Genomic DNA, 23,666 nt, shown 5'->3' with positions numbered 1-23,666 from the left:
CAGAACAAGGAGGGCCGGGCGGCAGACCCGGCCCTCACTGTTTCGTGACCTTGCGGACGCGCACCGCTTGACCGCATCGACGCTGCGTCGCAAATCGATGGCAGGAAAGGGAGAAGCATGGCGGGACCGCTTTCGGGCGTTCGTATCATCGAGATGGCGGGATTGGGGCCGGCGCCTTTCGCGGGCATGATGCTTGCCGATCACGGTGCGGAGGTGATCCGTATCGATCGTCCCGGCGGAGCGCCGGAAACGGTGCTTGGCCGCTCGCGGCGCTCGATCGTCGTGGACCTGAAATCGCCCGAAGGCATCGCGGTCGTGCGCAAGCTGGTGAAGACCGCCGACGGCCTCATCGAAGGGCTGCGGCCCGGTGTGATGGAGCGGCTCGGGCTCGGCCCCGATGTGCTGCTCGGTGATAACCCGCGGCTCGTCTATGGCCGCATGACGGGTTGGGGACAAACGGGTCCGCTCGCCCAAGCCGTTGGCCACGACATCAACTATATTGCGCTCTCGGGCGCGCTTCATGCCTTTGGCCGCGCGGGCGAGAAGCCGACGCCGCCGATCAATATGGTCGGCGATTTCGGCGGGGGCGGCATGATGCTCGCGTTCGGCATGGCCGCGGCGCTGCTTTCGGCCCAGAAAACCGGGAAAGGGCAGGTGCTCGACGTAGCGATGACCGATGGCTCCGCCGTGCTGATGAGCATGATCTGGGGGTTCTTCGGGCAGGGCGCGTGGAAGGATGAGCGCGGCGTCAACATGCTCGACACGGGCACGCACTTTTACGACACTTACGAATGCAGGGACGGCGGCCATATTTCGATCGGATCGATCGAGCCCCAGTTCTATGCCGCGCTCCGCCGCATCGCGGGGCTCGAGAATGATCCGGAATTCGACGGGCAGATGGACCCGTCGCGCTGGGCGCCGCTCAAGGCTAAGCTGACGGCGCTGTTCCTGACGAAAACGCGTGACGAATGGTGCACGCTGATGGAAGGCACGGACGTGTGCTTCGCGCCGGTGCTGTCACTCACCGAGGCGCCGTCGCACCCGCACAACGCGGCACGCGGCACGTTCATCAACGTGGGCGGCATGACGCATCCCGCGCCCGCGCCGCGCTATTCGGACACACGCACCGACACGCCGACTCCAGCGCCGCGCGCGGGAGCTGACACCACGGCGATCCTTGGCGAACTCGGCTATTCGGAAGCCGAAATCGCAGCATTGGCGGACACGAAGGCGATCGCTGCATGATCCGCGCCGCCGCTGCCCTGCTTCTTCTCGCGGCGACGGCGGACCCGTCGCTCGCGCAGTCGCGCAAGCAGAAGGATGACGGGGCGGTCGCGGCGCTGAACAATCCGGCGCGGCTCGTCACCATAGGCGATCATGCCCGCAATTCCGGCGATTTCATGCTGGCGCTGAGCTTCTATGAGCGTGCGCTTGGTATCGATCCCGGCTTCGTGCCGTCGCTGAGGGCGTCGACTGAAGTGGCCCTCGCCATGCGGATGCCGCAGGCGCTGTCGTATGCGGAGCGCTGGGTGCGGGCGACGCCGAAGGACGGACTCGCGCACCTCGCGGTGGGCGCCGCGCTCGTCCAGCAGAACCGGCCGACCGAGGCGCAGAAGTCGTTCGCGCTCGCAGAAGCAGCGGGCGGACCGCCAGCGGCGATCGCCATGCAACGCGGCCTCGCCTTCGATCTGCTCGGGCAGAGTCGCAACGCGCAGATTGCCTATGCGGACGCGATGCAGCGCGTGCCGGGCGACCGCTCGATCATCGAGCATCTGGCGCTCAGTCTCGCGATCGGCGGCGACAATGAAGCCGCGATGCAGCTTTTGCAGCCCGAGGCCGAAAAGGCGTCCGGCCAGCCGAGCTTCGAGCGGACGCTGGTGCTGGTCCATGCGCTGGGCGGACGGCGCGATCTCGCGCGGCGCATCGCGACCGCCAACCTCAGTCCGCAGGCGGCGGCCGCGGCGGGTGACGTGCTCGAACGCATTGCCAACCTGCCGACTCCGGCCGCGAAGGCGGCTGCCGTGCACCTTGGCATCCTGCCTGATGCGGGACGGCCTGCGCAGGCACCGGTCGTCGCTCAGGTCCCAGCATCACCGCCGCCGGAGCCTGTAGCCGAGGCACCCGTGAGCGAAAGTCCGCAGACCGAAAGTCCGCAGATCGAAAATCCGCCCGCCCGCGCGCCTGAGCCTGCACTCGAAAAGCCGGCGCCTGCCAAGCCTGCTGTAGCCAAACCGGCGCCGAAGCCGGAACCGCTGCCTGCCGGGCTGCCGAAACTCTCGGCGGCGGAGTTGAAGGCCGCGCATGTGTGGCTGCAGCTTTCGAGCAGCCCGGACCGCGCGCTCGTTTCGGGCGACCTTGCACGCTTCAAGCGCAAGGCGAGCGCGATCGGCAACTACAACGCCTACGTGCAAAGTGTCGCCGGCACGCACCGCCTGCTGATCGGCCCGTTCCGATCGGGCGAAGACGCGCAGAAAGTGTCGCGGCGGCTGAAGGCTGCGGGTGTGGAGTCCTATATCAACCGCGCACCGGCCGGCTCCGCCATCGCGCCGCTCTGATGCTGGCGCCGTACGCCTCGAACCCCGCCGTCTCGCGGGGGCGGCTTCATTTCGAAAGCCCGAGTACGCGCCGCGATGCGTTTCAGCGCGACCGCGACCGTATCATCCATTCAACCGCCTTCCGCCGTCTCAAGCACAAGACGCAGGTGTTCGTCTCGCCGGACGGGGACCACTTCCGCACGCGGCTGACACACAGCCTGGAAGTCGCGCAGATCGGCCGCGCCATCGCGCGTACGCTGCAGCTTAATGAAGACCTGACCGAAGCGCTCTGCCTTGCGCACGACCTTGGGCATCCGCCGTTCGGCCATGTCGGCGAGGATGTGCTTGCGGCGCGCATGGCGCCGTGGGGCGGGTTTGACCACAACGGGCACACGATCCGCATGTTGACCACGCTCGAGGTCCGCTACGCCGATTTCGACGGGCTCAACCTGTCGTGGGAAACGCTGGAGGGGCTCGCAAAGCACAACGGCCCGGTCGCATCGCCCGGCTGGGCGCTCGGCGACTATAACGCGCTCCACGATCTCGATCTTGGGACGCACGCTGGACCGGAGGCGCAGCTTGCAGCGCTCGCGGACGATATCGCCTACGACAATCACGATCTCGACGACGGCCTCCGCGCGGGGCTGTTCACACTCGGCGAGGTCGCGGCGGCAGTGCCGCTCGTCGCCGAATGTCTGGACGCAGTGCGCGCCCGGCATCCCGGTGCGCCGGACGACAGGCTCGCCGCAGAACTCGTGCGGTTCCAGATCGGGCGCATGGCCGACGACCTGATCGACGAAACCGCCCGGCGTCTCGCTGCGCTTGCGCCCAACGATGTGGATGCCATCCGCGGTGCCGGTGCGCCGGTTGTGAGCTTCTCCGAGGCGATGCAGGCGGCCGAGCGTGACCTCAAGCGTTTCCTCTACGCGAACATGTATTTCCACGCGCGCAATCTCGCGATGCGCGAGCCTGCCGCCGCGGTGACGGGCGAACTGTTCGACACGCTTCACGACGACCCTTCGAAGCTGCCCGCAGATTGGTTGGCGCGCCTGCCCGAAGCTGAACCGGCGCGCGCGCGCCACATCGCCGATTTCATCGCGGGCATGACCGATCGCTATGCGCTGAAGAGCTTCGAGGCGCTGGGCGGACAAATCGCCTTCCCGCCGGGCGCGATCATCTGATCAGAGCGCGACCGCCTGCGCGTTGCGGTCGCTTCCCCGGAAGATCACGCGGTTCCGACCGTTCGCCTTAGCCCGGTAGAGCTCCTCATCGGCCCAGCCGTAGAGGCGCTGGAAGCTGAGCGCATGGTCCGCCGATGCGACCCCGATGCTGACCGTGACGGCATGGCCAGTGCGAAGCTCGGGGTGCTGCAGATCGGCGATGCCGCGCCGCACGCTTTCGGCGAACTGGCGGATGCCGATGGGCGTAAGTCCAGTGACGCCGAGCACGAATTCCTCGCCGCCGATGCGTCCTGCGACACACAGCGGCCCTTCCCAGCGTTCGAGGCGGCGCGCGATCCGGCACAGCACGGCGTCGCCGGCTTCGTGTCCATAGCTGTCGTTGACGCGCTTGAAATGGTCGACGTCGATCAGAAGCAGGCCGAAGTGCTCGCCCGGCGCGGCGCGGCCTTCGATCATGAACTCGGCGCGGTCCACAAAACCGCGCCGGTTGAGCAGGCCCGTGAGTGCATCGCGGCTCGCAAGCTCGCTCATCCGCGCTTCGGCCGCGCGCGCCCTGTCGCGCTCTTCGCGGAGGTGCGCGATCCGCAGCGTGACGGCGATCGATAGCCACACGGTCTGCAATGCCGCGGCGACGAGCATCACCACCTGCGAGCCGCCGCCATAGAGCCAGTCGTTCACATTGACGACCTGAACCAGCGCGAGCGTTGCCATCGGCAGCGCCCAAGCCCAGGCAAGCGCCTTCGCGTCGGCGTTTCCGGCACGACAGGCGTTGACGAGACTGAGCGTCACAAGCGCGAGCACTGAAAGTGTAAGGGCGCCGAGAACGCCGACCTGCCAGCCAAGCGCCGGCCCCGTTTCCAGCGAAACGAGAATGCCGAAAGGCATGATGAAGAGACCCAGCGCGAGCGTACCGATGCGGAGCGCGCGCGGCCCCATGTCCTTGCCCAGGGCCATCACGCCGCTGACGGTGGCGAGCGTAACGGCAAGGCAGGCGAGGAAGGTGCAGATCTGCGACGACCACCCCGCGAGGCTCGGCGCCACGATCAGCGCGAGCTGCGACCAGAGCAGGCCCCACGCGACCATCGTGACCGCCCAGAGCCCATGCCACAGCAGATATATGCGGCGCAGCGCCACCCCGACCGAAAGCGTGTAAAGCGCGCCGAGCGCGAGCAGCGTGATCGCACTGCCGACGACCACCGGCAACACGGCCGCCTGCGCGTTGGCTTCATCAGGGTCGGGCAGACGGATTCTGAGCAGTTCGTGGCTCGCAAGCCCGTCGAAACGTAGAAGCACGGTCTTGACCGGCGCGGCGAGCATCGGCGGCTCGAACGCGATCTGCCCGCCGATCCGCCAGTGTGTTCCGTAGTTGCCGCGGCGCACGGTTTGGGAAGCGCTTCGGCCGTCTGCGTACAGGAAAACCGCCGTCAGCCGCTCGAAGCGCGTTTGATGAACATAGACGATCCGCGAATCGGCGGGCGCATCGATCTTCAGCCACAGGCTACGCTGCCGGTAGTCCGCGGGCTCCGCTGAACACTCGAACGCGTCCGGGCTCGCAACCGAAAGGTCCGTTACCGCATGGCAAAAGCGAGCATCCGCGCGCGCTGCACCGCCCGCTGCGGCGGCGATAAGCAATAGAAATGCAAAGGCAATTACGCGGTACATAGGGACGGCGCACGCATACTCTTGGAAGTGGGCTCTTGTCAGCCCACCATGCGCTGAGGGCGATAAGAAACCGTTACGGATGAATTTCGAAATGCGCCGGGCGCCTGCGGCGCGCTCCGGCCCGGAAACGGCGACGGATGCTTGGCGCGCGCGGTGAAAGCGGTGTAAGGCCCCGGGCAAATCTCATCTTTGCAGATAGCAGGCCTGGTCGTGAGCACTGTTTTTGAAACCTATACGGCGGCGGTCCACGCCGCGCTCGATGCGCTGGAAGCGGCGGGGACGATCCCGGCCGGGCTCGACCGCAAGGCGGTGGCGCTGGAGCCGCCGCGCGATCCGTCGCACGGCGACCTCGCCACCAACGCCGCGATGGTGCTCGCGAAACCCGCGGGCAAGGCCCCGCGCGCCATCGCCGAGCCGCTGGCTGGAGAGCTCGCCAAGGCGGCGGGTGTCGCATCGGTGGACGTGGCAGGGCCGGGCTTCATCAACATCCGCCTCGATCCCGCGGTCTGGATCGGCGAGTTGAACGCCATCCTCGCTGCGGGCGGCGACTATGGCCGCACGGGGCTTGGCAAAGGCGTTCACGTCAACGTCGAGTACGTGTCGGCGAACCCCACGGGGCCGATGCACATGGGCCACTGCCGGGGCGCGGTGGTCGGCGACGCACTCGCCGCGCTGCTCGAATTCGCGGGCCACGAGGTTACGCGCGAATATTATGTGAACGATGCAGGCGGGCAGGTGGACGTGCTCGCACGCTCGGCGCACCTGCGCTACCGCGAGGCGCTGGGCGAGGATATCGGCGAGATCCCCGAAGGCCTCTATCCGGGCGACTATCTGAAGCCGGCGGGCGCGGCGCTCGCGGCCGAATTCGGCGATGCTTACGTGGGCCAGCCTGAGGGGGAATGGCTGGCGCTGTTCCGCACCCGCGCCGTCGACGCCATGCTGGCGCTCATCAAGGCGGACCTTGCACTGCTCGGCATCCACCACGATCTGTTCTCGTCGGAAGCCGAGGTGCAGGCGGCGGGTGAAGCGGACCGCGCAGAGGCTGAACTGCGGGCCAAGGGCTATGTCTACGAAGGCGTTCTGGAGCCGCCGAAGGGCGAGCTTCCCGATGACTGGGAGCCCGTGGAACTGACGCTGTTCCGCTCGACGGCATTCGGCGACGATGTGGACCGGCCGCTGAAGAAGTCGGACGGTTCGTGGACGTACTTCGGCGCAGACATGGCGTATCACAAGCGCAAGGCCGAGCGCGCCGACCAGCTCATCGACATCTGGGGCGCCGATCACGCGGGTACGGTGAAGCGGATTCAGGCGGCGGTCGCGGCGCTTACCGACGGCAAGCCGTTCGACGTGAAGCTCGTGCAGATGGTGCGCCTGTTCCGCGCTGGCGAGCCGGTGAAGATGTCGAAGCGCTCGGGTTCGTTCGTCACGCTGGCGGACGTGGTGCGCGAAGTGGGCAAGGACGTCGTGCGCTTCATGATGCTGACGCGCCGCGCCGATGCACCGCTCGACTTCGATTTCGCCAAGGTTGTCGAGCAATCGAAGGACAATCCGGTTTTCTACGTGCAGTACGCGCACGCCCGCATCCATTCGCTGGCGCGGCGCGCGGCGGAGGCGGGCTTTACCATCGGCGTGCCGTCTGCGGCTGATCTCGCCCGGCTCGATGAGACCGAACTCGATCTCGTGCGGTTTGCCGCGCAGTGGCCGCGCATCGTCGAGGCTGCGGCGAACGCACACGAACCGCACCGCATCGCCTTCTACCTCGGCGATCTCGCCGCTGCGTTCCACGCCAACTGGAACCGGGGCAACGATGATCCTTCGAAGCGCTATCTGATCGCGGACGATGCCGGCATCACCAACGCGAGGCTGGCGCTGGCGCGCGGGCTGGGGCAGGTTATCGCGAACGGCCTGCATGTCATGGGTGTAACGCCGGTCGAGGAGATGCACTGAGATGGCGCGCGGCTACCGGGACGACGAGGAAGACGAAGCGCTGCCGTGGCTCGAACCCGCAGAACCCGAAGATGAAGAGGAAAGCGGCGGATTTCCTTACCGCGGCCTGATCATCGTGGGCGCCGCGATCGTGGCGCTCGTTGCCGTGCTCTGGTTTGTTGCCGACTGGATTGGCGGCGGACGCACGACCGACAACATCGCCGCCGTGGATGAAGTGCCGCTCATTCAGGCGCCGGAGGGAGCCTACAAGGTCCGCCCCGACGATCCCGGCGGGCTCGATGTGGATGCTGACAGCCTGACGCACTCGGTTGCCGAGGGGCAGGACCCGGGTGGGGAACTCGCGCTCGACGTGATCCCCGAAGAGCCCGTGCCTGTCATTCCGGCAGCGCCCGTGCAGAGTGCGCCGGTGCCTGAGCCCGGCACGGCGGCGCGCGTAACGGTACCGCCGCCCGCGCAGAAGGTGCTTCCTGCCGAGAAGGTGCAGCCGAAGGTGGCCGAGAAGGCCCTGCCGAAGCCGGTGGAAAAGCCGATCGCCAAGGCCTCGGTCAAGGAAGCGCCGAAGCCGGTGCAGAAGGTGGAGACGCCGAAGCCCGCACCGAAGAAGGAGGCGCCGAAGCCGGAGCCGGCCAAGCCTGCGCCGGTGAAGGTTACGGCCGCGAAACCCGAGCCTGCCAAGGCGTCGGGCAGCGTCACCGTGCAGCTCGGCGCGTTCAACAGCACGGCGAGCGCCGATCAGGTCTGGTCGAAGCTGTCGGGACGCGTCGGCGCGCTCGGCAGCCTTCGCAAGTCGGTGCAGCCGGTCGAAAGCGGCGGCAAGACGCTTTACCGTCTGCGCGCGGGCGGTATCGCCTCCGAAGCGCAGGCGGGCAGTGTCTGCGCGGCCGTGCAGGCGGCGGGCGAACAGTGCGTGATCGTGCGCTGAGCCGCGCGTGACGCCGCTGCTGCTCGGCCTTTCGGGCCTGACGATCACAGCCGACGAACGCGCGCTGTTCAAGGCGGCGGACCCGGCGGGCTACATCCTGTTTGCACGCAACATCGACACGCCTGAGCAGGTGCGGGCGCTGACGGCCGACCTCCGTGCGCTTTCGGGGCGCGATGATCTGCCGATCCTCATCGATCAGGAAGGCGGGCGCGTCGCGCGGCTCGGGCCGCCACACTGGCCGCTGTTTCCGCCCGCGCGGCGTTTCGGCGAGGTGTTCGGCATAGCGCCGGTCACGGCCATCGAGGCCGCGCGTCTGAATGCCAAGGCGATCGCCCTCACGCTCGCCGAACTCGGCATCAGCGTCGATTGCCTGCCGGTGCTCGACGTGCCGGTGCCGGGCGCGCACGACATCATCGGCGACCGCGCCTATGCGCTGGAACCGGGTGCAGTCGCCTCGCTCGGCGACGCGACGCTGCGCGGGCTTCGCGCGGGCGGTGTCGTCGGCGTCGTCAAACACATCCCGGGGCACGGGCGCGCAGCGGCGGACAGCCACCTCGAACTGCCTGTGGTCTCGGCCGACCGCGCCGCACTCGAAGCCGATTTCGCGCCGTTCCGCGCGCTCGCATCCGCGCCGATGGCGATGACCGCGCATGTGCTCTACCAGGCGCTCGATCCGGATGCCTGTGCTTCGCAGTCGAAGATCGTCGTCGAACAGACGATTCGCGGCACGATCGGCTTCGACGGGCTGCTGATGGCGGACGACCTCGGCATGAGCGCACTTGGCGGTACGCTCCCGGAGCGGCTCGCGGGCGTGCTCGCGGCGGGCTGCGACCTCGCGCTCCACTGCAGCGGCGACTTCGCGGAGAACGCCATACTTTGCGAAACCGCGCCGCCGATGGCGCCGCAGGCGCTCGACCGGCTGGCACGCGCGATGGCGTGGGCGCAGGCCGAGGGCGAAACCGATGTCGCGGCGCTTGTCGCGAGGCGGGACGCGCTGTTAGTCTCCGCTGCATGACCGAGATCGTTTCGATCGACTTCAATGGCAACGAAAGTGAGCGCCTGAACCTCGATATCGAGGGATGGGAAGGGCCGCTCGACGTGCTGCTGCACCTCGCGCGCGCGCAGAAGGTGGACCTCGCACGAATCTCGATCCTCGAACTCGTCGAACAGTACCTCGTCTTCATCGCCGACGCGAAGAAGCTGCGGCTGGAGCTTGCCGCCGACTATCTCGTGATGGCGGCATGGCTCGCCTACCTGAAGTCGTGCCTCCTGCTGCCGAAGGAGGAACAGGAAGAACCGAGCGCCGAGGAACTGGCGCTGCGCCTGCAACTCCGCCTGCAACGCCTCGATGCGATGCGCGAGGCGGGCGCGCGGCTGATGGCGCGCGACCAGATCGGGCGTGACGTTCTCATGCGCGGCGCGCCCGAGGGCGTGCGTGTAGTGAAGAACGCCTCGTGGGACTGCGAACTTTACGACCTCTTGAAGGCCTACGGCGCAATAAAGGGCCGGCAGGTGCCGCGCGAGTATGCCGTGCGCCGCCGCCCCGTGTTCTCGCTCGAAGAGGCGCTGGATCGCCTCGAATCGATGCTCGGCACCGCGCTCGACTGGACCGTGCTGTCGAGCTTCCTGCCGGACGGCATCACCGACGACGACTTCCGCCGCTCCAGCGTGGCGAGCAGCTTCGTTGCCGCGCTCGAACTCACGCGGCTCGGCAAGACTGAGCTGTCGCAGGCGGACAGCTTCGCCCCCCTCTTTCTCAGAAAGCGCCAATGAGCGACGCGATTGACGACGATCTCCGGTTCCAGCGCATCATCGAGGCGACGCTGTTCGCTGCCGACAAGCCGCTGACGCGCGAGCAGATCGCCGAATTCCTGCCCGAAGGCACGCCCGTGCAGCCGCTGCTCGATGCGCTTGCGGAAAGCTATGCGCCGCGCGGCATCAACCTCGTGCAGCGCGGCGGCAAGTGGCATTTCCAGACGGCGGCGGACCTCGGCGATATCCTGCGGCGCGACGAGGATCAGACGCGCAAGCTCTCTCGCGCGGCGCTCGAAACGCTGGCGATCATCGCCTACCATGAACCCGTGACGCGCGCGCAGATCGAGGAAATCCGCGGCGTTTCGATTTCGAAGGGCACGATCGACGTGCTGATGGAGGCGGGCTGGGTGCGCCCGGCGGGTCGCCGCGAGGTGCCGGGGCGGCCGCTGCTCTATGCGACGACGCAGGGCTTCCTTGTCCATTTCGGGCTCTCCACGCGCCGCGATCTGCCGGGCCTCGCCGAGCTGAAGGCCGCGGGCCTCCTTGAACCGATCGACGCTGCGATGAACCAGCTTCAGTTCGAAAAGCCGCCCGAAACCCCGGATGTCGACGAGACCGACGCCGAGGAAGAAATGGACGACGAGGCTCTCTAGGATTCGCATTTTTGCGAATGTGGGACTAGACAGAGGCGGACTCGCTGCCGATATCGCGGACGGCGGAAACGGAGTACGGACCATGGGTGGTTTCAGCATCTGGCATTGGCTGATCGTCGGCATCGTCGTCATCCTGCTGTTCGGCAAGGGTCGAATCTCGGACGTGATGGGAGACCTCGCCAAGGGCATCAAGAGCTTCAAGAAGGGGCTCGCCGAGGACGAAACGCCCGCCCAGCCCCGCCAGATCGGTCAGTCTCAGGCCGATCAGACGATCCGCACCGAAACGCCCCAGGAAACGCCGCGTAGCTGACGGTCCTCCATCCGGACGGATAAATGTTCGACGTCGGCGCGCCCGAACTCCTGCTGATCGCGATCGTCGCGCTCCTCGTCGTGGGGCCGAAGGATTTGCCGCGCCTGCTGCGCACCGTCGGCAACTGGATCGGCAAGGCGCGCGCGACCGCGCGGCACTTTCGCACCGGTGTCGACGCCATGATCCGCGAGGCGGAGATGGAAGAAATGCAGAAGCAGTGGGAAGCGCAGAACGCCGCGATCATGAAGGCGCACCCTGCGACGCCGGAACCGCCGGCCAGCGATGAAGCGCCACCCGCTGAACCGGCGCCCGATACCGGCAAGCCGCAGGCATGAGAGACATCGACGACAGCAAGGCCCCGCTGCTCGATCACCTGATCGAACTGCGCCAGCGCCTGCTTTACTGCGTCATCGCGCTTATGCTTGCGTTCGGCGTCTGCTTCACCTTCGCGGACGACATTTTCGCCTTCCTCGTGCAGCCGCTGGTGAAGGCAAAGGCCTCGCAGCTCATCTACACGAAGCTCTACGAAGCGTTTTTCGTGGAGATCAAGGTGGCGCTGTTCGCGGCGTTCCTGATTGCGTTTCCGATCATCGCGAACCAGATCTGGTTGTTCATCGCGCCGGGGCTCTACAGGTCCGAGAAGCGGGCGTTTCTGCCCTTCCTGATCGCCACGCCGATCCTTTTCACCATGGGTGCGGCGCTAGCCTATTACGTGGTGATGCCCACGGTCTTCACCTTCCTGCTGGGCTTCCAGACGACGGAGGCGGGCATTCCTCAGCAGGCGCTGCCCGCGATGGACGATTACCTGTCGTTCGTGATGGGGCTGATCTTCGCGTTCGGCTTCTGCTTCCTGCTGCCGGTGCTGCTGATGCTGCTGGCGCGTGCAGGGATCGTGAACGTCGCGCAGCTTCGCGCGTTCCGCCGTTATGCGATCGTCGGAGCTTTCGTGGTCGCCGCGGTACTGACGCCGCCAGACGTCATCTCCCAGCTCCTGCTCGCGATCCCGCTCATGGTTCTTTACGAGGCGGGCATTATCGGCATCGTTCTTACCGATCGCCGCGCCGCACGGCTTGCGCCGCCAGAGGAAGCTGGGGACGCCGCCGAGTAGCCGCGTCCCCGTCTCCATTTTTCACCCTTAGTTGGCCGCGTCCTCGACCGTTTCACCGGCCGATTGCACGTCCTTGCCGACGCCTTCGACCGTGTTGCAGGCGGTGATGGCCAGCAAGGCCATGATGACTGCGAGTTTGGTACCCGTTTTCGTGCGCATGTTCATTCTCCAGATAAACTGCCCATGAAAAACGGTCGTGGCCTCAATAGGTTTCATCGGACCGTTCCGGGAGCAGCACAAAAAAGAAAAGAGCCCGATGCCGGCGGGGGGAGCAGGCAACCGGGCTCTGGTGGGGCAGCGAGAGCGGGGGGCAAAGTTCGCTGTCCGTGCCGCATAAACGGCGAATCACCGGCATGGTTCCATCGCCTGAAAGAAATTTATCCCACCCGCGGTTTGAGGGGGAAGCCTACGGTATAGCAGGGTACGTCGGCATCGAAGTTGAGGTGCCCGCGGAGCTGGCGGACCATGCCGTTCACGATGCGCGCGGCGGCACGTGTCTCTGTCGGTGCCAGCGGATCGTCCTCTCCGAACGCATCCGAGCAGATTTGCAATTCGCCGCCGGTTTCGGTGCGGCGGACATGAATGTCGATCACCATCTTTTCACGGCCCTCCGCCGCGGCAAGACGGGCGGCGAACGCGATCACCTCGGTGATGAGGAACGCGAGCGGCACGGCGGCGTCCTGGCTGATGTGCAGGCGCTCGAGGTGCGTGTTGATACGGGGCTCAACGAGCTTCGCGCTCGGAATGATCTGCTGGAGGCTGGCGCAGAGGTCGTGGGTGAGCGCCGTGAAATCGACACCCTGCGCTTCGCTTTCCTCATAGAGCCAGCGGTGCACGATCGACAGCGCGCCGACGCGCATCTGGATGCTGGCATAAGCCCGCGCGACATCGGCACCGTCTGCCTCGCGCGCCTGGATGCTGATCAGGCTGGCGATGATCTGCAGGTTATTCTTCACGCGGTGATGGACTTCGCGCGTCAGACGGCGCTGTTCGCTGAGCGCGGCATCCACCTCATGCCGCGCCTCCGCCATGTCCTGAGCCATCGTGTCGAAGGTTTCGGCGAAGGCCTGCATCTCGTCTGTTCGCCCGGCGCGCCCGGAAAGGCGCACAAGATTATCTCCCGCACCATATGCGCGTACGCCGCTTGCCATGTTTTGCAGCGGGCGCACGACGAAGCGCCGCACGACCATCCAGCCGATGAGCAGCGCGGCGATCCACATCAGCGAAGGCGCTGCGATCGCCAACACGTCTGCAACCGCAAGACGGGTTGCGGGAACGACCGTGGTGAGCGCGAACGGCGCGATCGAAAGCGGTCCCGCCGCGACCACCTGATCGCGCCCGCCGGACTCCGCGAGGCGCCGCACGGTAAGGAGTCCGCCGGGCGCCGCGGCGTCATCCGGCGGATTGCCGAGGATGGGCTTGTCGCCCAGCCATACGGTGGCCGCGCCTTCCATCGCCGCGATCTCGCGCAGGCGCGCTTTCAGGCGCGAAACCGATGCCGTTGCAACGACAAGCCCGGGCTTTCCGGTTTCCGGTTCCTCGCGCACCGCGAAGAACACGTGATCGCCTCCCGGCCAGATCAGGTGTTCGCGCTCGCTCTCCGCTGCAAGGCGGGTGAGCTCGGCAGCGGATGGTTTGATGCCGCCGCGGCTTTCGCAGATCGGTCGGCCAAGACCGTCGGCCCAGACGATCGCATCGAAGGTTTCCGCATCGTCGAGCGCGTTTGCCGCCTCTGCGTTGCACGTTCGGCCCTCGTGAAGGCCGCTCTCGTTGCGAAGCAGTGCACGCAGGACAAGGAAATCGACGCTGAGCAGATCGTCGACGACGCGGGCAGTGGCGCGGAACTGGTTTTCGGCGCGCACCAGTTCAGCCTCGCGCGCGCTGCGGATGCCGTCGGCAGCCAACACGGCGGCGAGAATGCCGATCGGCAGCAGAGCCAGCGTAAGCGCGACCGCAAGCTGAAACGACAGCGAGCGCCGCGCGCGTGAACTCTGGCCCGAACTTTGGCCTGAATCTTGGCGCGAACCGTGGATTTCTGGTTTTTCAGCCATTGTCCTCAACGAACTTAGATATGGGGCGAAACAAAAGAAAGCCTCGACCGTTCCAATGCTTGCCGCCACTTTCGCGTGGGGCGGCCACCATTCGGGGGTGGTCCGGGTTTCGAGGAGGCAGACGAACACATGACATTGGCAGCGAAGCTCGCGCCGCATCTTCCGTTGCTCCGCCGATATGCGCGGGCGCTGACGGGAACTCAGCGTGACGGAGACACCTATGTGCGCGCGGCACTGGAAGCGATCGTTAGCGCGCCGCAGGATTTCCCGAGCGATGTGGATGAACGGCTGGCGCTCTACCGCGTCTTCCACGCCATTTGGGCGTCTTCGAACATCGATGTGGATTCGGAGGAACCGGCGGCATCCGATTTCGAACGCGCCGCCCACGAACGTCTCGCGGCGATCACGCCGCTGTCACGGCAGGCGCTGCTGCTGACCGCGATGGAGGGATTTTCGCACGAAGACGTCGGCTATCTCATCGATCTGGACCCGGACAGTGTCTCGGGCCTCGTCAAGGAAGCGATGGACGAAATCAGTCGGCAGACGCGCACGCGGGTACTGATCATCGAGGACGAGCCGATCATCGGCATGGACCTCGACAGCATCGTGCGCGATCTCGGCCACGACGTGACCGGCATCGCGGTAACGCGCGATGAGGCGGTGGCGCTGGCGATCGACGCCGAGCCGGGGCTCGTGCTCGCGGACATCCAGCTTGCCGACGACAGCTCCGGCATCGATGCGGTGAAGGATATCCTTGGCCGCTTCTCGGTGCCCGTGATCTTCATCACGGCCTTTCCGGAACGCTTGCTCACCGGCGAGCGTCCGGAGCCGACCTTCCTCATCACAAAGCCGTTCCAGCGTTCGACCGTCTCGGCGGCGATTGCGCAGGCGCTTTTCTTCAACAGCACCGCGGCGATGCGATGACGGTCCGCCTTCGCCGCCTTGTGCGTGGGCGGGCAGGGGCATAGCCTTCACAACCAGGAGCCAACGGCCATGGAACAGGACCACGAAACACTGAGGACGAACCAGGCGAGGGCAGGGGAAACCCCTCATATCGTCCGCTACATCCTGCTGTTTTCGGTCACGATGGTCGTTGTGATCTTCGCGGCGCTGCTGTTTTTCTGGTCGCGCTGAAGCCAGAGTCCGAGGGGAAATTTATGATCGAACAAAGGATCGGCCGTCAGGACGGCACCAGTCCCGTGAGTCCGGACGTGATCGGGGGCTTCCTGCGCTCGGCCTATGCCGATGCGGCGACGCAGCCCCTGCCGCAGGCGTTTCTCGACCTGCTCGCGAGGCTCGAATCGAGCCCCGAAGAGCCGAAGAAGGGCCAGCTTTCCGACAAGGCGTTCAAAGACGAGCTTTCGGCGATCATCCCGCAGCTGCGCGCCTTTGGGCGTTCGCTTTCGGGCAATCGCGACATGGCGGACGACCTCGTGCAGGAAACGCTGCTGAAGGCGTGGGCGGCACGAGATCGCTTTCAGGCAGGGACGAACATTCGCGCTTGGACCTTCATCATCCTTCGCAACCTCTTCCTCAGCCAGATGCGGCGCTCGCGCTTCAAGGGGGAATGGGACGAACTCGTCGCCGATCGCCTGCTCTCCGCCCCTGCCGGGCAGGACAAGCAGATCGAGCTTGCCGATCTGCAGCGCGCGCTCCTCGAACTGCCGTCGGCGCAGCGCGAGGCGCTGATCCTCGTCGGCGCGGGCGGCTTTGCCTATGAGGAGGCGGCGACCATATGCGATTGTGCGGTCGGCACCATCAAGAGCCGCGTCGCGCGAGGCCGCGCTGCGCTCGAGCTGGTCATCGCGGAAGGGAAGCTGCCCTCGCGGCGCGGTTCGACCGCATCGGGCACGACCGCGCTTGACGAGATCATGGGACAGGTGGATCAGCTGGCGCGCGAATAACGAAAGGGTTCTCCTTGGCGGAGACGACGCCAGCGCTGCCGGCCGAACTTCAACGTATCCTTGCCGAAGCCGGCGTTACCGGCACGCCTGAGGATGTGCCTGAGGACGTGGACGCCTGTGCCCGCGCATGGGCGCACTCTCCGTACCTGCGCTCGCTGATGCGCCGCGAGGACGAAGTCCTCCTGCGTTACCTTGCGGAAGGCCCCGAACCGCTGATGGAAACGGCGCTGGCACTGCTCGCCGCCCCGGATGCAGATGGTGCCGCGATGCGCGAGGCGAAGCGGATCGCGGCTATTGCCATCGCGCTCGCCGACATTTCCGGCCGCTGGCCGCTCGAAAAGGTAACAGCGGCGCTTTCGGACCTTGCTGACCGCGCCATCGACCGCGCGATCCGCATCGCCGTAGACGAGCGCATTCCCGGCGCGGAGCCGGATGGCTTTACCGCCATCGCGCTCGGCAAGCTCGGCAGCCGCGAGCTCAACTATTCGAGCGATGTCGACCTGATCCTGCTCTACGACCGCGATCGGCTCGTCGTGCGCGAGGGTGACGACCCGGACAATACTGCCGTCCGCATCGCCCGCCGCATGGTCGAGCTGATGCAGACGCGCGATTCGGGTGGCTACGTGTTTCGCGTCGATCTCCGTCTGCGTCCGGCTTCCGAGGTGACGCCGATCGCCATGCCGATCCGGGGGGCTGAGACCTATTACCAGTCCGAAGCGCTGGCGTGGGAGCGCGCGGCGTTCATCCGCGCGCGCGCCGTGGGTGGCGACGTGAAGATGGGCGACGATTTCCTCGCCGCAATCGAACCGTTCGTCTGGCGCCGCTCGCTCGACTACACGGCGGTGCGCGACATTCAGGACATGTCGTTGATGATCCGTGATCATTACGACGAGCGGCAGGAGGTCGGCCCCGGCTATTGCCTGAAGCGCGGGCGCGGGGGCATCCGCGAGGTCGAGTTCTTCGCGCAGATCCACCAGCTGATCTTTGGCGGGCGCGATTGGACGCTGCGCCAGCCCGCGACGCTGGACGCGCTCGCGGCGCTGGTCGCGGCGGAGCGCATCAAGCCCGATGAGGCCGAAACGCTCGCCAACGCCTACCGTGCCCTGCGTACTGCGGAACATCGCCTCCAGATGCTGGAAGACGCGCAGACGCACCAGATCCCGACGCGCGCGCCCGAACGCAAGGATCTGGCGGCACTTGCGGGCTACCGCGACTGGGCGGCGATGGAGCGCGAGATCAAGCGCCACGCGACCGCCGTCGGCCGCATCTACGACGCGCTCATCGCCGAGGCGGAGGTGGACCGGTTGCCGCGCCAGCCTGCGCAGCTCAAGGCCGCGCTCAAGAAAGCCGGGATCGGCCCGCACGCCGACCTTGCCGACCTCATCGCCCGCTGGCGCGACCGCAGCTATCGCGCGCTGCGCAGCGATGCGGCCCAGCGCGAGCTTGAAAGCGCACTCCCCGGTCTCGTCAAAGCCTTCGCGGAAGCGGGAACGGGCCGCGAGGCGCTGCTGCGCTTCGACGATTTCCTCGGCGCGCTGCCCTCGTCGATCCAGTTCTTCGCGCTCATCGAGGCAAACCCCCGCGTCGCGCTTCTGCTCGCGCGCGTGCTGGAACTGGCCCCGGTGCTCGCGGGCAAGCTCGCGCGGCGGCCGGAGATCGTCGACATCATGTTGTCGAACGAGGCGTTCGCGCCGCTGCCGTGTACGGAAGACCTCACCGATATGCTGCGCGCGCGCCTGCGCCGCCACGACGCGCTCGAACTGAAGCTCGACGAGGTGCGCCGCTTTGTGGCGGAGCGCCGCTTCCAGCTCGGCGTGCAGATCATCGAGGGTGGCGCGGACCCGATCCGCGTTGGGCGCGATCACGCCAAGCTTGCCGACGCCGCGATCGCCGTGCTCGCCGACGCGGTGCAGGCCGAGTTCGCCGAAACGCACGGGCGCGTCTCCGGCGGGCGCCTGCTGGTGCTGGGCTTCGGCCGCTACGGCGGCGCCATTCTCACCGAAAAATCCGATCTCGATCTCGTATTCCTGTTCAGCGGCCACCACGAGGCGATGTCGGACGGCGCGAAGGCACTGCCAGCGACGACATGGTTCAACCGGCTCGGCCAGCGCCTCACGGGCGCGCTCACCGTCAGCACGGCGGCGGGGCCGCTGTTCGAGGTGGACACGCGCCTCCGCCCCTCCGGCCAGCAGGGGCTGCTCGCGGTCAACATCGACACGTTCGCGCGCTACCAGCTTGAGGAAGCCTGGAGCTGGGAGCACATGGCGCTCACCCGCGCGCGCGTCGTTTACGGCGTGGAGGAGGACCGAGAGGCCGTCTCGGCGGGCATCGCCGCCGCGCTGATGAAACCCCGCGATCCCGAGCGCTTCAAGGCCGAGGTGCTGGAGATGCGCGGCGACATGGTGAAGGCCCACCGCGACGGCGGCCTGTGGGATGTGAAGCACGCCCCGGGCGGGCTCATCGATCTCGAATTCATGGTGCATTTCCTTCAGCTTTCGCGCCGCGAGGGCTTCGATCCCGATCTCGGCGCGGCGACGGCGCATTTCGTGAAGGCGGGGGCGCTGCCCGAAGATGTGCTCGGCGCCCACGATCTGATGACGCGGCTTCTCGTCGTACTCCGGCTGATCGAGGGCGAGGATCCGCCGAAACAGCCGGTTGCGGCAAAGGCGATGATGGCAGCGGCGACAGGCCTGGCCGATTTCGACGCATTGAAAGCCGCGCTGGAGGAGGCCAAAAGGGCCGTCCTTGCCGCCTGGGAGGCGGTGTTCGCGGTCAAACGAAAGGCACGATGATGACGAAGCCCGGTTCGAAAGCCCCCGCCTTCACGCTCGACAGCGAGGAGGGGCCGCTCTCTCTGAAGGATTTCGCGGGCAAGAAGCTCGTGCTCTATTTCTATCCCAAGGATGACACGTCCGGCTGTACGCGAGAGGCCATTGACTTCACCGGGCTCCTCCCGGCGTTCGCAAAGGCGGATACCGTCGTGCTCGGCGTTTCGAAGGACACGGTCGCGAAGCACGGGAAGTTCCGCGCGAAGCACGAGCTCGGCGTGAAGCTCGGCTCGGATCCCGATGCGAAGACCATCGAGGCTTACGGCGTCTGGGTCGAAAAGACGCTCTACGGCCGCAAATACATGGGCATCGAGCGCGCCACCTTCCTCATCGGCCGCGACGGCAAAATCGCCGAGGTTTGGCACAACGTGAAGGTGCCCGGCCATGCCGAAGCCGTGCTGAAGGCGGCGCAGACGCTTGGCTGACACGATTGGCGCGGCGGCCGCGGCCGTTCTGCTGACGGCCGACCCGGCAGAAAAGGCCCGGCTCTCGCGGCACCATGCGGCGCGCTGGCGTGCGGGCGAACTCGCCGCCGTTTACGACGTGCCGATGCCGGATCGCCCTGCGCGTCCGCCGCGCCCCGAACTGCTGCCGCCCTCGCGGATGCCGAAGCGGGGCCGGGCGGGGTCTGAGCGCAGCCGGATCGCGCTGCTCCACGCGCTCGCGCACATCGAGTTCAACGCCATCGATCTCGCGTGGGACGCCGCGGGCCGCTTCGGCGGAGCGATGCCGCGCGCCTTCACCGACGACTGGGTGGCGGTGGCGGACGATGAGGCGCGGCATTTCGGATTGCTCGCCGATCGGCTCTCCGACCTCGGTGCGGCCTATGGCGATCTCCCCGCCCACGACGGCCTGTGGGAGGCCGCGATGGCGACCGCCGACGACCTGCTCGCTCGGCTCGCCGTGGTCCCGCAGGTGCTCGAAGCGCGCGGGCTCGATGTGACGCCAGCGACCGAATCCCGCCTGCGTGCAGCGGGAGACGACCTTGGTGCCGACATTCTGAACCTGATCTACCACGATGAAATTGTTCATGTTTCGGTGGGGAATCGCTGGTTCCGTCACCTGTGCGACGAGCTGCGAATCGAACCGGCCCAAACGTTCCAGGCGCTTGTAGGTTCCCGATTCAAAGGTGCGTTGAAACGCCCCTTCAACGACTCGGCGCGAATCGAGGCCGGTCTGACGCCGGCATTTTATGATTCACTTGCAAGCGCTTAGGCCGCTTGTCACTTAACGCTCCGGGCTCGGAGGGCATGGGGTCCAAAACACGAGTTAGACGAATCAATTGCGCGAATATCGCGTTTGCGCAGTGCGGGGGTCTTATTTGGTGCTGGATATAAACACGGTCGCATCCGGGCTCCGGGACAAGGTCGCAAAGCGGCTGCCCGAGCGCGAATTCCTTCATTACAAGCGCGATGTCGGTATGCAGGTCTACCGCCTGACGACGCGTGCGCAGGTCATCGGCCTCACCGGCCTTGCCGCGCTGCTCACCTACACGGCGGTGGCGACGAGCGCGATGATCGGCAGCAGCACGGTCGAAGCGTCGGCGGAGAATGAAGTCACCGCGATGCGCGCCGAACTCGCCGCGCTGCGCCAGGGTGTCGCCAAGACGACGGCGCGCGTCGAACAGCGCCAGCAATTCCTTGCCCAGCTCGTTTCCGGCAAAGCGGACCCGTCGCAGCTCGGGGCGTTGATGCCCGCGCTTGCGGCGCCTGCCGCTGCGGGTGCGTCCGCGGTCCTGAAGCCGCTCGCCGAGCTTGACCGCGCACAGCTTGCGCTTGCTGATCACGCCCGCACGGCTGCCGAGGCCCGCTTCGAGAAATCGAGCGCGCTCATTCGCCGTCTCGGCCTTCAGCCTGCGCGTTTTCTAAAACAGTCGACGTTCGGCATGGGAGGCCCTGAAGAGAAGGCGGATTCGCCGCTCGCGGGCGCCGAGCCGCAGTTCAAGGCGTTGTTCGTCAGCTGGCAGAAGCTTGATCTGCTCGAAAAGGGCATGAGCGCGATTCCCTCGCTGAAGCCGGTGAAGGCCTACACCTACACCTCGGGCTACGGCGTTCGTTACGACCCGTTCACGGGCGACACCGCGATGCACAAGGGCGTCGATCTCGCAGGCCCGGTCGGCGAGCCGATCCATGCGGCGGCGGACGGCGTTGTTGTCGACGCGCGCTATCATCCGGGTGGTTACGGCAAATATGTCGAGATCGACCACGGCGCCGGCATCGTCACGCGCTATGGCCACATGTCGCGCATCGACGTGAAGAAGGGCGATCGCATCGCCCGCGGCGAGCAGATTGGCGGCATGGGCTCCACGGGTCGTTCCACGGGCAGCCACCTCCACTACGAGGTGCTGATCGATGGCCGCCAGGTGAACCCGATGCCGTTCCTCGAAGCCGGCGACCGCGTGCTCGCCGCGCAGCAGAGCGCCGGTACGATCGCGGTCGGCGGTCCTGTGGAGCCGACCGGAAACTGATCGTTCCTGACATCTGCGGTGCGCGTCATTGAACCGCTCACCGCAAACCCCTATCTCTGCTGCATGAGCGCACTTCATCTCACCGAAGCCGCCGCGGCGCGCGTTGCCGCCATCGCCACCCGGCAGGGCGGCGTGCCCGCGATCCTGCGGCTTTCCGTGGAAGGCGGCGGCTGCGCGGGGTTCCAGTATCGCTTCGGCCTCGAAACCGCGATCGCGGCGGATGACCTCACCACCGAAACTTCGGGCGTGAAGCTCGTTGTCGATCCGGTCAGCCTCGATCTTCTGGAAGGCTCGGAAGTCGATTTCGTCGAAAGCCTCGGCGGCGCGTCCTTTCAGGTGCGCAACCCGAACGCAGCGTCGGGCTGCGGCTGCGGCACGTCCTTCTCGGTTTGACCGCACGTCCGCAGCGCGTTAGCCCTGCGCCATGCGCATCGCCACCTTCAACGTCAACGGAATCGCCGCGCGCCTGCCGCGCCTTCTCGAATGGCTCGAAAGCCGAAAGCCGGACGTCGCCTGCCTGCAGGAGGTGAAGTGCGTCGACGAGCGCTTCCCGGCCGCGGACATCGAGGCGCTCGGCTATCACGTCCTCGTCCACGGCCAGAAAAGCTTCAACGGTGTCGCCATCCTCAGCCGCGAACCGGCGACGGAAGTGCAGCGCGGGCTTCCCGGTGACGAAGCGGATGAGCAGGCGCGCTACCTCGAAGCCGATGTGAACGGTGTTCGCATCGCGTCCATCTATCTGCCGAACGGCAATCCGCAGCCGGGGCCGAAGTTCGATTACAAGCTCGCGTGGATGAAACGGCTCGAAGCGCGCGCGGCGTTTCTGCTTGCATCCGAAACGCCCACCGTGCTTGCCGGGGACTACAATGTGGCGCCAGAAGACCGCGACGTGTTCAGTATGCAGGTGATGGCGAACGACGCGCTCGTGCAGCCGGAATCCCGCGCCGCGCTACGCCGGATCGTGCATCAGGGCTGGACGGAGGCGCTGCGCGCCGTGCATCCGGCGGACGATCATCTCTATACGTTCTGGGACTATCAGGCGGGTTGCTGGCCGCGAAACGCGGGGCTCAGGATCGACCACTTCCTGCTCTGCCCGCGCGTCGCGGACCGGCTGTCGAACGCGACCGTGGACCGCGATGCGCGCGGCGCCGAGAAGGCTTCCGATCACGCCCCGGTCTGGATTGAGATCGCTTAGAGAGCCTTTTCGTAGACCCGGTACGTCTTGGTGATCTTCGATTCGATGATCTCGGCGATCGATTTCATCGGGCCGTTGTCGTCCAGCACCCAGCCCAGTTCGCCCTGCGTCGCGCCGTAGACGCTCACGGCGGCGCGGCGGATGTGCTCCACCATCATCAGCGCCATGAAGCTGGCGAGGCGGCTGCCCTGCATCGATTTGCGCACGCCCATCAGCGGCACGCGCATCCGGCGCACCTTCGGCGCGCGCAGACGCCACAGCAGCTTCGCCCAGCCGAACGGTAGCAGCTTGCCGTCGAGATCGGCGGTCATCTCGTTGACGTCCGGTAGCGTGATCATGAAGGCCACCGGTTCGCCGTCCACCTCGCAGATGCGAATCAGGTCTTCGAAGACGATCGGCTTCAGCTTCTTGCCGACATACGCCACTTCCGAAGGGGTAAGCGGGATGAAGCCCCAGTTGTCGGACCAGGCATCGTTCAGGATGTCGAGAATCAGCGCGGCCTCGGCATCGAAACGCGACTTGTCGACATTGCGCATACGGATGCGGCTGGATTTCTCGGCGGCTGCAACGATCCGATTGAACGCAGGCGGGAAGCCGGTCGCGATCGGCAGTTCGTAGGTGTGCAGATCCTTCACGCCGGCGTAGCCGCGGCCTTCGATCAGCGCTTCGTAATAGGGCAGGTGGTGCCCCATCATCACTGTTGGTGGCAGTTCGAAGCCACTGACGAGGAGGCCGGGCTCGTCCCAGATCGACAGGCTGATCGGTCCAAGCGACCGTGTCATGCCCTTTGCTTTCAGCCAGGCTTCCGCCGTGTCCAGAAGCGCGTTCGCGACATCGGCATCGTCGATGCACTCGAACATGCCGAATTGCCCGGTGCCCGCGCCCATGTGCTGGAGAACGAGCTGGTCGACCTGCGCGGATATGCGCCCGACCGGCTTACCGTCCTTGTAGGCGAGCCAGAACGCGGCTTCGGCGTGCTCGAACCACGGATTGCTCTTTGCACCGCCGATAAGCCCGGCAACTTCTGATTTCAGCGGCGGCACCCAGTTGGGGTCGTTCGCGTAGAGTGTCCACAGCAGGTCGATGAACGTCTTGCGGTCGGCCGTGCTCACGACCGGCCGGATGTCGATGCTGCCCCCCATGTCGAGA

The 23,666-nt window shown here is 66.4% G+C and carries 24 protein-coding genes; 20 read left to right on the top strand and 4 right to left on the bottom strand.

Going from position 1 to position 23,666, the window contains the following annotated elements; all coding sequences use genetic code 11:
* The first annotated feature begins 117 nt into the window (after window positions 1-117).
* From ACE3TJ_RS05025 to ACE3TJ_RS05015, 3 genes are read left to right on the top strand one after another with little or no spacing between them, the layout of a single operon-like run.
* The gene (locus ACE3TJ_RS05025; RefSeq protein ID WP_374594472.1) at window positions 118-1,245 is read left to right on the top strand and encodes a CaiB/BaiF CoA transferase family protein; all 1,128 of its coding nucleotides are present in this window, start codon (window positions 118-120) and stop codon (window positions 1,243-1,245) included.
* The gene (locus ACE3TJ_RS05020) at window positions 1,242-2,555 is read left to right on the top strand and encodes an SPOR domain-containing protein (RefSeq protein WP_374594470.1); all 1,314 of its coding nucleotides are present in this window, start codon (window positions 1,242-1,244) and stop codon (window positions 2,553-2,555) included. The genes ACE3TJ_RS05025 and ACE3TJ_RS05020 overlap by 4 nt, the downstream gene beginning before the upstream one ends.
* Window positions 2,555-3,715 (top strand): deoxyguanosinetriphosphate triphosphohydrolase, encoded by a 1,161-nt coding sequence (locus ACE3TJ_RS05015; RefSeq protein ID WP_374594468.1) that lies wholly within the window; start codon window positions 2,555-2,557, stop codon window positions 3,713-3,715. Before ACE3TJ_RS05020 ends, ACE3TJ_RS05015 begins: the two co-directional genes overlap by 1 nt.
* On the opposite strand, the gene ACE3TJ_RS05010 is transcribed toward ACE3TJ_RS05015, so the two are convergent.
* On the bottom strand, window positions 3,716-5,377 hold the full coding sequence (locus ACE3TJ_RS05010; RefSeq protein WP_374594466.1) for a diguanylate cyclase domain-containing protein: 1,662 nt from the start codon (window positions 5,375-5,377) through the stop codon (window positions 3,716-3,718).
* A 210-nt stretch (window positions 5,378-5,587) separates the two neighbouring features.
* On the opposite strand from ACE3TJ_RS05010, the gene argS reads away from it, so the two are divergent.
* The 8 genes from argS to tatC all read left to right on the top strand — a co-directional run bounded on the left by argS (window position 5,588) and on the right by tatC (window position 12,072).
* Complete coding sequence (argS, locus tag ACE3TJ_RS05005) at window positions 5,588-7,324, top strand: arginine--tRNA ligase (protein WP_374594464.1); 1,737 nt, start codon at window positions 5,588-5,590, stop codon at window positions 7,322-7,324.
* A 1-nt stretch (window position 7,325) separates the two neighbouring features.
* Window positions 7,326-8,246 carry an SPOR domain-containing protein gene (locus tag ACE3TJ_RS05000; protein WP_374594462.1) on the top strand — a complete coding sequence of 307 codons (921 nt, stop codon included), beginning with the start codon at window positions 7,326-7,328 and terminating at the stop codon, window positions 8,244-8,246.
* A gap of 7 nt (window positions 8,247-8,253) precedes the next feature.
* On the top strand, window positions 8,254-9,261 hold the full coding sequence (gene nagZ, locus ACE3TJ_RS04995; RefSeq protein ID WP_374594460.1) for a beta-N-acetylhexosaminidase: 1,008 nt from the start codon (window positions 8,254-8,256) through the stop codon (window positions 9,259-9,261).
* Window positions 9,258-10,019, top strand: a complete 762-nt coding sequence (locus ACE3TJ_RS04990; RefSeq protein ID WP_374594458.1) for a ScpA family protein — start codon at window positions 9,258-9,260, stop codon at window positions 10,017-10,019. Before nagZ ends, ACE3TJ_RS04990 begins: the two co-directional genes overlap by 4 nt.
* Window positions 10,016-10,654 (top strand): SMC-Scp complex subunit ScpB, encoded by a 639-nt coding sequence (scpB, locus tag ACE3TJ_RS04985; RefSeq protein WP_374594456.1) that lies wholly within the window; start codon window positions 10,016-10,018, stop codon window positions 10,652-10,654. The genes ACE3TJ_RS04990 and scpB overlap by 4 nt, the downstream gene beginning before the upstream one ends.
* Window positions 10,655-10,736: 82 nt before the next feature.
* A complete protein-coding gene (locus ACE3TJ_RS04980; protein ID WP_374594454.1) occupies window positions 10,737-10,964 on the top strand; it encodes a twin-arginine translocase TatA/TatE family subunit in 228 nt (75 codons plus the stop codon).
* A 23-nt stretch (window positions 10,965-10,987) separates the two neighbouring features.
* Window positions 10,988-11,299, top strand: a complete 312-nt coding sequence (gene tatB / locus ACE3TJ_RS04975; protein ID WP_374594452.1) for a Sec-independent protein translocase protein TatB — start codon at window positions 10,988-10,990, stop codon at window positions 11,297-11,299.
* Window positions 11,296-12,072, top strand: coding sequence for a twin-arginine translocase subunit TatC (tatC, locus tag ACE3TJ_RS04970; protein WP_374594450.1), 777 nt, complete (start codon window positions 11,296-11,298; stop codon window positions 12,070-12,072). Before tatB ends, tatC begins: the two co-directional genes overlap by 4 nt.
* A gap of 27 nt (window positions 12,073-12,099) precedes the next feature.
* Here tatC and ACE3TJ_RS04965 read toward each other — a convergent pair whose 3' ends face one another.
* Complete coding sequence (locus ACE3TJ_RS04965) at window positions 12,100-12,195, bottom strand: entericidin A/B family lipoprotein (protein WP_243445665.1); 96 nt, start codon at window positions 12,193-12,195, stop codon at window positions 12,100-12,102.
* Window positions 12,196-12,449: 254 nt separating this feature from the next.
* A complete protein-coding gene (locus ACE3TJ_RS04960) occupies window positions 12,450-14,123 on the bottom strand; it encodes a sensor histidine kinase (protein ID WP_374594447.1) in 1,674 nt (557 codons plus the stop codon).
* 129 nt (window positions 14,124-14,252) lie between these two features.
* Between ACE3TJ_RS04960 and ACE3TJ_RS04955 the strand changes: the two genes are divergently transcribed.
* The 9 genes from ACE3TJ_RS04955 (at window position 14,253) to xth (ending at window position 22,517) form a co-directional block, all read left to right on the top strand.
* Window positions 14,253-15,047, top strand: a complete 795-nt coding sequence (locus ACE3TJ_RS04955) for a response regulator (RefSeq protein ID WP_374594445.1) — start codon at window positions 14,253-14,255, stop codon at window positions 15,045-15,047.
* Between the two features lie 69 nt (window positions 15,048-15,116).
* Entirely contained in the window at window positions 15,117-15,257 is a 141-nt protein-coding gene (locus ACE3TJ_RS04950; RefSeq protein WP_374594443.1) for a hypothetical protein, read from the top strand.
* Window positions 15,258-15,280: 23 nt separating this feature from the next.
* On the top strand, window positions 15,281-16,027 hold the full coding sequence (locus tag ACE3TJ_RS04945; RefSeq protein WP_374594441.1) for a NepR family anti-sigma factor: 747 nt from the start codon (window positions 15,281-15,283) through the stop codon (window positions 16,025-16,027).
* 14 nt (window positions 16,028-16,041) lie between these two features.
* Complete coding sequence (locus ACE3TJ_RS04940) at window positions 16,042-18,819, top strand: bifunctional [glutamine synthetase] adenylyltransferase/[glutamine synthetase]-adenylyl-L-tyrosine phosphorylase (RefSeq protein WP_374594439.1); 2,778 nt, start codon at window positions 16,042-16,044, stop codon at window positions 18,817-18,819.
* A complete protein-coding gene (locus ACE3TJ_RS04935) occupies window positions 18,819-19,280 on the top strand; it encodes a peroxiredoxin (RefSeq protein ID WP_374599316.1) in 462 nt (153 codons plus the stop codon). Before ACE3TJ_RS04940 ends, ACE3TJ_RS04935 begins: the two co-directional genes overlap by 1 nt.
* Window positions 19,273-20,070: a ferritin-like domain-containing protein gene (locus ACE3TJ_RS04930; RefSeq protein WP_374594436.1), complete on the top strand. Its 798-nt coding sequence runs from the start codon at window positions 19,273-19,275 to the stop codon at window positions 20,068-20,070. The genes ACE3TJ_RS04935 and ACE3TJ_RS04930 overlap by 8 nt, the downstream gene beginning before the upstream one ends.
* Window positions 20,071-20,179: 109 nt before the next feature.
* Window positions 20,180-21,322 (top strand): M23 family metallopeptidase, encoded by a 1,143-nt coding sequence (locus ACE3TJ_RS04925; RefSeq protein ID WP_374594434.1) that lies wholly within the window; start codon window positions 20,180-20,182, stop codon window positions 21,320-21,322.
* Window positions 21,323-21,385: 63 nt separating this feature from the next.
* Entirely contained in the window at window positions 21,386-21,715 is a 330-nt protein-coding gene (gene erpA, locus ACE3TJ_RS04920; RefSeq protein WP_374599315.1) for an iron-sulfur cluster insertion protein ErpA, read from the top strand.
* Window positions 21,716-21,746: 31 nt separating this feature from the next.
* The gene (gene xth / locus ACE3TJ_RS04915; RefSeq protein WP_374594432.1) at window positions 21,747-22,517 is read left to right on the top strand and encodes an exodeoxyribonuclease III; all 771 of its coding nucleotides are present in this window, start codon (window positions 21,747-21,749) and stop codon (window positions 22,515-22,517) included.
* Here the strand turns inward: xth and ACE3TJ_RS04910 are convergent.
* Window positions 22,514-23,659 carry an N-acetyltransferase gene (locus ACE3TJ_RS04910; RefSeq protein WP_374594430.1) on the bottom strand — a complete coding sequence of 382 codons (1,146 nt, stop codon included), beginning with the start codon at window positions 23,657-23,659 and terminating at the stop codon, window positions 22,514-22,516. The two genes, xth and ACE3TJ_RS04910, sit on opposite strands and share 4 nt — an antisense overlap.
* Window positions 23,660-23,666: the final 7 nt, after the last annotated feature.

It is taken from the genome of Sphingosinicella sp., assembly GCF_041916975.1.
Taxonomy (GTDB): Bacteria; Pseudomonadota; Alphaproteobacteria; order Sphingomonadales; family Sphingomonadaceae; genus Sphingosinicella.
Note: the sequence above shows the minus strand (reverse complement) of the source record. Positions and strands in the feature narration are given on the sequence as shown.